10 protein-coding genes and 1 rRNA gene are annotated in these 8,975 nt (G+C 45.1%); 2 read left to right on the top strand and 9 right to left on the bottom strand.

What is annotated here, in order from left to right:
* Window positions 1-19: 19 nt before the first annotated feature.
* Window positions 20-619 carry a Holliday junction branch migration protein RuvA gene (gene ruvA, locus PGX78_RS03840; protein WP_270445467.1) on the bottom strand — a complete coding sequence of 200 codons (600 nt, stop codon included), beginning with the start codon at window positions 617-619 and terminating at the stop codon, window positions 20-22.
* Complete coding sequence (gene ruvC, locus PGX78_RS03835; protein ID WP_006940683.1) at window positions 616-1,116, bottom strand: crossover junction endodeoxyribonuclease RuvC; 501 nt, start codon at window positions 1,114-1,116, stop codon at window positions 616-618. The genes ruvA and ruvC overlap by 4 nt, the downstream gene beginning before the upstream one ends.
* 193 nt (window positions 1,117-1,309) lie before the next feature.
* On the opposite strand from ruvC, the gene PGX78_RS03830 reads away from it, so the two are divergent.
* A complete protein-coding gene (locus tag PGX78_RS03830) occupies window positions 1,310-1,993 on the top strand; it encodes a response regulator transcription factor (RefSeq protein WP_006940682.1) in 684 nt (227 codons plus the stop codon).
* A gap of 81 nt (window positions 1,994-2,074) precedes the next feature.
* Here PGX78_RS03830 and PGX78_RS03825 read toward each other — a convergent pair whose 3' ends face one another.
* From PGX78_RS03825 to PGX78_RS03815, 3 genes are all read right to left on the bottom strand, one after another.
* Window positions 2,075-3,142, bottom strand: a complete 1,068-nt coding sequence (locus tag PGX78_RS03825) for a hypothetical protein (RefSeq protein WP_270445466.1) — start codon at window positions 3,140-3,142, stop codon at window positions 2,075-2,077.
* A 23-nt stretch (window positions 3,143-3,165) separates the two neighbouring features.
* Window positions 3,166-4,191 (bottom strand): S-layer homology domain-containing protein, encoded by a 1,026-nt coding sequence (locus PGX78_RS03820; protein WP_270445465.1) that lies wholly within the window; start codon window positions 4,189-4,191, stop codon window positions 3,166-3,168.
* A gap of 84 nt (window positions 4,192-4,275) precedes the next feature.
* Complete coding sequence (locus PGX78_RS03815) at window positions 4,276-5,271, bottom strand: asparaginase (RefSeq protein WP_270445470.1); 996 nt, start codon at window positions 5,269-5,271, stop codon at window positions 4,276-4,278.
* A gap of 121 nt (window positions 5,272-5,392) precedes the next feature.
* Here PGX78_RS03815 and rpsD point away from each other — a divergent pair, with 121 nt between their 5' ends.
* A complete protein-coding gene (rpsD, locus tag PGX78_RS03810; RefSeq protein WP_006940675.1) occupies window positions 5,393-5,980 on the top strand; it encodes a 30S ribosomal protein S4 in 588 nt (195 codons plus the stop codon).
* 54 nt (window positions 5,981-6,034) lie between these two features.
* Here the strand turns inward: rpsD and PGX78_RS03805 are convergent, their stop codons facing one another.
* The 4 genes from PGX78_RS03805 to rrf all read right to left on the bottom strand — a co-directional run bounded on the left by PGX78_RS03805 (window position 6,035) and on the right by rrf (window position 8,849).
* On the bottom strand, window positions 6,035-7,297 hold the full coding sequence (locus PGX78_RS03805) for a sensor histidine kinase (protein WP_270445463.1): 1,263 nt from the start codon (window positions 7,295-7,297) through the stop codon (window positions 6,035-6,037).
* 3 nt (window positions 7,298-7,300) lie between these two features.
* Window positions 7,301-7,975 carry a response regulator transcription factor gene (locus tag PGX78_RS03800; protein ID WP_270445462.1) on the bottom strand — a complete coding sequence of 225 codons (675 nt, stop codon included), beginning with the start codon at window positions 7,973-7,975 and terminating at the stop codon, window positions 7,301-7,303.
* A 9-nt stretch (window positions 7,976-7,984) separates the two neighbouring features.
* Window positions 7,985-8,593: a GTP pyrophosphokinase gene (locus PGX78_RS03795; protein WP_270445461.1), complete on the bottom strand. Its 609-nt coding sequence runs from the start codon at window positions 8,591-8,593 to the stop codon at window positions 7,985-7,987.
* 139 nt (window positions 8,594-8,732) lie between these two features.
* Window positions 8,733-8,849 (bottom strand): 5S ribosomal RNA (rrf, locus tag PGX78_RS03790).
* Window positions 8,850-8,975 lie beyond the last annotated feature (126 nt).

Below are 8,975 nucleotides of genomic sequence, written 5' to 3'. Positions count from 1 at the left end.
TACGCGTTTCTTCCATAATTTATCTCCCTGTTCCCAAGGCACGCAAACACGCTTTTAATAACGATTCTACCGAATCATGCTCCTTTGCTTCCCGAGCTATGATCGGCTCAATTTCCCGTTCAGAATATCCAAGACCGGCGAGGGCTGCCGTTACTTCCGCTCCTATTCCCTCTATAGGCGAAGGAGCGGGTGTTTTTTCACTTTCACCGCTACTTACGGGCGTGCCCACCTTATCTTGCAATTCCAAGACAATACGTTCCGCCGTTTTCTTGCCGATACCCGGCATTTTCGTCAACAAACCGATGTCCTTATTGGCCACGGCGGCTCTGAATGAATCCGTCCCGGTAGCACTCAAAATGCCGTTGGCTACCTTAGGTCCCACACCGTTAACGCCGATGAGAAGCATAAAGAGATCGTATTCATCTTGCGTCAGAAAACCGTATAAGACAATGGCATCTTCCCGTACATTCATGTATGTATACAAGAGACTCTCTTCGCCAACGTTCAAGTGAGCAAGAGTCGAAACCGGTGCATATACGCGATAACCTACTCCGTGCACGTCAATAAAAACGGATGAAGCGAATATACGCTCAACCGTACCCTTAACATATCCGATCATAACTGTACCTTTCTATTCAAACGTTGCGAATGACTGGAATAGACGGCGTATATAGCCATGGCCAAGCCGTCAGCCGCATCGTCGGGCTTAATCTTTTCCCGAATGCCGAGAAGGCGCATAGTCATATCGATAACCTGCTCTTTCGTAGCTCTGCCGTATCCCGTAACTCCCTGTTTTACTTGTAACGGGTTGAACTCAAGAAGAGGAATTCCCGCTTGTTTCGCCGTCAGCAAAATAATGCCTCGTGCCTGTCCGACCGTAATAGCCGTCGTCACGTTACGGTTAAAAAAGAGCTGCTCAACACCGATTATATCAGGCTTATATTTCTCATATAACTCATGTAAGCCTTCATATATTGTCACAAGGCGATCCGCATCGCTTCTGTCCGGCGTGGTCTGAATGGTCCCGTACGTAACCGGCCGTAACCGACTGCCGTCAGAGTCGACGACGCCGAAACCGCAAATAGCCGTACCCGGATCAATACCCATGGCTCTCATACAAAAATCCTCCTCTACATAACTTATTTATTATACCACAGAAGAACAAGGAGTGCCTATGAAATACCCCCATAACGTCTTGTATTAACGGACCTTATGAGAGTATAAAAAGGTCTGTATATTATGAATATTCATTCGTTTTTTATAATTGAGTAAAGAGCTCTAAAATTCATTGTAACAGGAGGCTTTTACTATGAAAGAACGTCAGATATTTATCATTGAAGGAGATGCCAAAACGGCAGCCTACATACGGCAGGAATTAGCTACGGAGCACTATGACTGCACTACCGATACGTTGGGACTTTCAGCCTTAAACAAACTGGCGGGAAACCGGTTTGATTTAATCGTTCTGGACATTCGGCTTCTCGATATTAGCGGTCTGCTCTTGTGTAAGGAAATTCGTAAAATTTCTGCCGTTCCCGTCTTGATTATATCCGATTGTGACGACATTACGACTAAAGTAAAGGCCTTCGAATACGGAGCAAACGATTATTTGACCAAGCCCTTTAATTGCCGTGAACTGTCCGCCCGTATTCATGCCCTTCTACATTCGGGAAAAGCCGTATGCAACAATTTTCGGCGCACCTTAACTTTGAAAGATTTGCTCGTCGATTTAGATGCACACGAAGTATACATAAAAGAACGACGCATCAGTCTGACGAAAAAAGAGTTCTCTCTCTTAACCTTTTTAATTCATAATAAAAATATCGTTCTTTCCCGTCACAGCATTTTAGAACACGTCTGGGGATATGACTTCTTCGGAACGACAAATGTAGTCGATGTATACATACGCTACTTGCGTTCCAAACTTTGCACAGACCGTCACGAATCTTATATCACAACGGTTCGCGGCGTCGGTTATATCGTTCGTGAGTAACATTTCGGCTCAGCGCCTTCAAAAAAATAATGTTGAAGATCTCATCAACAGACGGACCTTCAACATTATGGTAAACACCGTTTATCTGTATAAATCGTTCTGATATTTTGTAATAGCTTCGGACACGGACCGATCCAGTAACGGAGAATAGAAGTCGACCTTAGGACGATGTTTCCTGTTCGCCGCCGTAACGGGTCTTCGTTCAGTCGAGGTCTCCACAACCGGTTTCTTACTCGTACCGGCATTAACCGCATCTTCATTGCGGATAATACCTGTACCGATTTCTTTTTCCAATAAATTTAACAACTCCTGCGACAGCGGATGCTTTGTCATGACGATGATTTGTTCATTTTCATAGTCGGGTAATACGCCGGAAAACTCATCGGTACCGACTGTGGCCACAATCAAAGCCGCCGCCTTATGCATAAGGTAAGCGTAGTCACTTCTGGACATAGATACTTTTTTGATCTCTACCTTCGGCCCGTCAGCCAAATCATGTTTAAGACGACGTTCCAACGACCTAGACGGCCGGCCCGTCAGTCCGACAACAAAGGTATCGCCTTGGCGATACAAGACTCCGTCTTCATAAAAAGTAAGCATCGATCCGTATTCATCATTCAAGGTCTTCATAACCTTTTGCTGAGCCGCTACATAGTCCGTATACATACCTCCCGGACCGATTAGCGCATATACGCTGCGAACCGCTTCCAAGCGACTCACCGTATCGCTACCCGTCGTTTGTTCCGGCACGGCCTGTTGCAAGGTATCCTGACGCATATAAGTGATATACGCCTTAATAACAGCTTCGTATTCCGCGCGTGTCAAAGCCGCCTCTGCACTTCCTTTTTGCATAATCTTGTTCTGAGCCAAGACGGCTAAGGCGTCTTCTTCCGTCTTCATTTCTGTCGGATGCAATGACGGTGTCAAACGATAGAGCATATCTGCGAACTCTTGCCGACTTACGGGCTGCAAGGGTTGAAATTCCGTTCCCTGAGCAAACGTAAGACCCTGTATGTCGTATACATAATCAACAGCTGCCTTATCCGTTTTGTCGGATATATCCGTATACGGTGAAACGGCTACTGCCGTCACAACCGAAAATAAGAAGAAGACTCCGCACAATGCGGCCAACCGTTTAGAGTTTATCATTTCGTTCCTCCGCCTGCCCCCGTTTATACGATGCGTGTACGCACTTTTGCACCGAAGGCTTTTTCAAGAGCTTTTTTTGTTTCCTTAGACACGCTCGGTACCTTCAACACTACCTGTTCGTTCAAATAATCGACAGCGGCGGTACCTTCAGCCTTTTCTGTCTTTTCATACAGCTTCAAAGCGTCTTCCTGAATTTTCTTATATTCATTAAAACTGTATTTATTATTGACTACAACGACACTACCTTCCGCAATGCGGCTGTCAGCTTTAAAGGAGTCTTCCAATTTATTGCGATTAGCCGCTGTCTTTGCCGTTACATACAAGGTGTTTCCGTTCCAATACAAGTTACCGTCATCGGCAAACTTTTTAACGGACCCGTATACTTTGGCAATATCGGACAAGACAACCTTCTGTAATTCGGCTCCCTGATTCTTGGATACTACCGGTTCCGCCTGAAGGCGATACAATACATTTACCGCTTCACCGCGAGTAATGTTCTTGCTCGGTAAAAACAGGCCGTCCGATCCTTTCATGACCCCCAGTGCATTCAACATATCGACAGCTTTCTTTGCCCACGGAGCAATGTCTTTAGCATCTTTATATTCAACAGCCGAAGTTTCTGCCGGTGCCCCCTTATAGTTCAAGTAATTATAGGCAATAACGGCAAATTCCTGACGGGTTACATCTTTTTCAGGCTTAAAGGAGTCGTCCCCGTACCCCTTCATAATCTGCTTATCTACCATAGAAGCAACCGCTTTTTCGGACCAGCGTCCCTTAACATCTTTAAAATCAACGGTGGCCGTCGTTTCGCCGCCGATCATCTTGTCTATAATCGAGGCTACTCCTTCGCGGGTAATGTCGTCATTAGGATGAAATTTTCCGTCGATACCACTGATATACTGGCGACTGTAAAACGACTCGACAGCCGTTTTACCCCAATAGTCATTAATATCCGTTAATCCTTTGGATGTCGTCGTTTCAGCTGCAAAAGCAGCTCCGCTTAAGGTAACTGCACACAAGGCTGCTACCGCTATATTTCGATAATTCATATTCAACGCTCCCATCTGTAATAAGAAAAACGTAGTTATCTTATTTATTTTAGCATAGGCAGACTGTAAGAACAACGACAGGCTCTAATATATACGGAAGTTATGCTGTATTTCTTCCTCCGTTTCTCCCTTATTCAAGGATAGCTGCAAGAGGATTTTCGCCTGTTGCGGTATGAGTGAGTCACCGCAAATAAAACCTTGCCCGCCTCCTTCGGAAACAATGCCGCCGAGAACTCTCGATGTGCGCACGATTTTCACACCTGTGGATGCCGCTTTTTTTAATACGCTTTCAATGTAGTTCGGATTCTTACCGTGTCCCAAACCGACCAAAATAATTCCCGACACATCTTGTATAAGAGCCCTGACCGTTTTTTCCGTCATCCCTACGTGACAATAAATAATTGCTACGTGAGGCAAGGTCTCAGCAGGAATATCAAACTTAGATTGGAATGTATGGCAGCGTAAAGGGGCCTGATAAAAATAAGGTATGCCGTTTTGCACAAAGCCGACGACACCCATCTGTCTGCCGTGAAAAGCCTGAACATGAGTCGTATCCGTCTTATATCCGAAACGTGCGCTGCAAATCGTACCGTTCATGACAATGAGTACCCCGTACTGACCGGCTCCAGGTGTAGCCGCTACCTGCACGGCTTCCCATAGGTTTAACGGTCCGTCAGCACTGAGCGCCGTGGCGGGGCGCATGGCCCCCGTTATAATCACGGGCTTATGAGTATGAACCGTAAGATTCAAAAAGTAGGCAGTTTCTTCCAGCGTGTCCGTACCGTGTGTGATGACGATACCGTCTACATCATCACGGGCTGCAACACCTTCAACGGTTTTAGCCAATTTTATCCATAGAGCTTCTGTCATATCGGAACTATCCAGATTGCACAGCTGCTCGCCATGCACTTGTGCTACTTTATCCAATTCGGGAACGGCAGACAACAGTTCGTTTATATGCACGGCCCCTGCCGTATAGCCTGTCAGATTCGATGCCGAATCGGCACGGCCGGCTATGGTGCCGCCGCAAGCGATAATATACACATTTTTCATATTCATACTCCTTTCCGCACTTACGATAAAGTATACAAAAGGGACGTTCTCTTGTCCATAATACCCGGCATTGACTTAACCGACTTTGTGTAGTAAAATTTACAGATGTAATTCTATATTATTTTATTCTAATGAGGTGATGTAACTAATGGCAACGAGGAGAGAAGCACGTTTTAAACAGTGCCGCCGTTTCGGTGTAAACGTTTACGGCCATCCCAAGGCATTAAAACGTGTGAAGAAAGATCAAAGACAGAAAAAAATGTCTGAATACGGCACACAATTATTGGAAAAACAGAAGTTACGAGCATACTACAACTTGCTCGAACGTCAGTTTGTCCGCTATTACGATAAAGCGAAGAAGCAGGAAGGCGTTACGGGCGAAAATATGCTCAAATTGCTGGAATGCCGTTTGGATAACCTTGTATATCGCATAGGCTTCGCAAACTCCATCCGTCAGGCTCGCCAGATGGTAAACCACGGACACATTCTTGTCGACGGTAAACGTGTTGACATTCCTTCGGCTCAGGTCAAGGTGGGCAGCACGATTACATTAAAAGAAGGTTCGCGTAACAACGAAATGTACAAGAAATCCTTCCAGGAAGTTAAGACCTTTGATCTTCCGTACATTGAAAAGAACTTCGACGCTTTCGAAGGCACATTGACTCGCATGCCCGAACGCAGTGAATTACCTTTAGAAATCAACGAAACACTTATCGTCGAATTGTACTCGAAATAAGCGACGGTATACACGAAAAGCAGGAAATCTTACGATTTCCTGCTTTTTTTATATCTACCCGGTAACAGTAAAATAAATAACACCGTTACGCCACGAAACCTTAATATCCCCTTTCATGGCCTCTACAAATTCCGCCGCCATGGCCAGGCCGATCCCGAAGCCGGACTTACTGCTGTTATGTGACTCGTCGCCACGATAAAAACGCTCAAAGAATCGACTATAGTCTTGACCCTTACCTTCTTTATAATCATTGGCTACAGTAAGCGTAAACTTACTACGTCTTCTGCGCTTTCCTTTCAGGCTGACAAGCACCGTTCCGCCGTCATCACAATACTTGACGGCATTGTCGACAAGTATATTGGTCAATTCATGAAAAGCGTGTCTATCTGTCACCAACTTCACATGTTCTTCAATATCGGCCCGCACAGTCTTTCCTTGTTCTTTGGCTACTGTTTTAAACGACTCCGCAACGGCACCTACCGTTTCCGTTAAATCAATCTCACTTTTTCTGGACTCGTCTCGACCATATTCTTCAATGCGCGACATGGTTACCAGTGCGTTAATCAGCTCGGTCTGGCGCCTGACTTGCTTCAAAATACTGTCTGTCCACTGACTCTTCCCGTTAATCAACTCAATAGCTTCCGCATTGGCCGAAATAATGGCAATAGGCGTCTTCAACTCGTGACCCGCATTGGTGATAAAGCGCTTTTGATTCTCCATATTGGCTTCAAAAGGTTGAATAATCCATTTGGATAAGACCGCTATTAACACGGCATAAGCAATGATACATGCCAAACCCAAAACGCATGAATAGCGCCACAAAGAATGAAGAGCCGCAAATTCGCGAGTACAATCCATAATAACGATGAAATGATTATCTTCGCCGTCAACACTGATTAAGTATGCATACACGGCCCCGCTCTTTTCAAAAACGCCTTCATCCTGTCCCGTTGAAACGGAAGTTTGAGCATACTGAACGGCTTCTTCCTTTGTAAAAGACGCCGTATTCTTCATATTTATATCTTTGACATTCCCGTCTTTATCGGCCAAAACGGTTAAGTAACGAGTCTGATAAGAAAATTCATCCCTATTATTCTCCCTTTCATTCCCACCGAACCAACCGCTTTCAGTCGGCGCCGCCTTCTTGGGTAACATACCGCCGTGAGCCGTAATATACTGTAAATCACTATTTATATCGCTCATAGTGCGCTTATAATTGGTAGCGTTTACTGTTACCAGAACAATACAGACAAGCAGTACGACGGCAGCTGAAGCAATAAGAATAAAATTACGCCGTAAGCGACGAATCATGTTCATAATTTACTCCTTCATAGTCAAACAAAAAGTTCCGCCTTCCTCGCCCGTAATCTCTACCTGAGCTTGTACGGAATCAAGCTTTTGCCTTAGATACGATATATATACCCAGACAATACTCGTCGTTTCCTCCTCGGCATCGTTCCATACATGCGTAAATACGGTCTCCGTCGTAAGTTCTTTTTCCGGGTTTAAAAGGAAGTAACGCAATAACTTTCCTTCTTTTGACGATAAACGAATGGTATTCTCCCCCTTCACTTCTTGAGTTTCCGTATTAAACTCCAAGTTTGCGAAGGTCAGTAGATGGGGTGTAAAAGTCTCCCCGTTACGCCTCGTAACAGAACGAATACGAGCCAATAATTCTTTTACGGCAAAAGGCTTGGTTAAATAATCATCTGCCCCCGCGTCAAGTCCTGTAATACGGTCATCTACCTCAGACTTGGCGGTCAACATAATCACCGGAGTTACATCTCCTTTTTCTCTGATTTCCGAAAGAGCCGTAATCCCGTCTTTTCCGGGCATCATAATATCAAATATCATACAATCGTAACTGTTTCTTTCCGCTGCCTCAACAGCCTGTGCGCCGTCGGATACAACATCCGTTTCATAGCCCGACGCATTTAAAATGGCGGCTACGGCTGTAGATAAGTCCTTTTCATCTTCGGCCAATAATAATCTCATATGTACTCCCTATTCATGTCTGATTAAGTTTCGAATCGTCTGCATCGTCAAGTCGCACGAAGCCAATTCATCGGCACACCGCTTTAATTCACGGCTGATCATTTCCGGAGCGGATATTTGTTTCTTATATTTCAGTTGATGCTCCAAACTGGCCCATGAATCCATGGCAATGGTGCGTAACTGTATTTCCGCATAATAGGTGCCGGAAATATAGGCACCGTCACCTTGATCAGGCAAGGTAATCTCCAGGATAAGGTGATAACTCCGGTACCCGTTAGGCTTTACGTCTTTGATGTAATCCTTTTCTTCCTTAATTCGACAAAAAGGTATTCGCGATAAAGCACGAACCGTCTCATATACATCGTCAACAAAACGACAAACAACCCGAATACCGATGGCATCGTGTATGGACTCTAAAACCGCCCGAGGAGAGGTTTCTATGCCCTTACGAGCACACTTTTCACGCATACTGTCTTCAGACTTAATGCGTGTAATCAGATGTTCAAAGGCAGCCTCTCCCGTTTTTTCTCTCGTCGTATCGGCATATGACTCAATATGCTTAATCAAATAATCTTGTATATATTTCAGTGTAGGATAATACTCCCCATATATAGACAATAAACTCTCCCCCTAATAACTGTGAGCTGCCAAAAGATTGGTGAATGGCTACTCCTACTGATTATTATACCATACCCTAACGGCACCTATCCCTAACATACAAAGAGGGCGTACGCATTAGCGTACGCCCTCTTACCTTAATCAGCGGCTTCCTATCCTCCCAAGGGGCCTCCCCCTAAGTACTTTCGGCGTTTGTAGGCTTAACTGCTGTGTTCGGTATGGGAACAGGTGGACCCCTACAGCCATCACCACTGAATTTTCAGAGCCTGTGCCCTGACAACTACAGAAAACGTAAGTCTCTTTCCTTATACTCCTCTTATCTTGTAAGATAAGTCCTCGGCCTATTAGTACCGGTCCGCTCCATGCATTGCTGCACTTCCAC

It is taken from the genome of Megasphaera sp. AF13-6AC (assembly GCF_027685385.1).
GTDB classification, from domain to species: domain Bacteria; phylum Bacillota; class Negativicutes; order Veillonellales; family Megasphaeraceae; genus Megasphaera; species Megasphaera micronuciformis.
The sequence above is the reverse complement of the archived record's forward strand: the minus strand, read 5'-3'. Positions and strand labels throughout refer to the sequence as shown.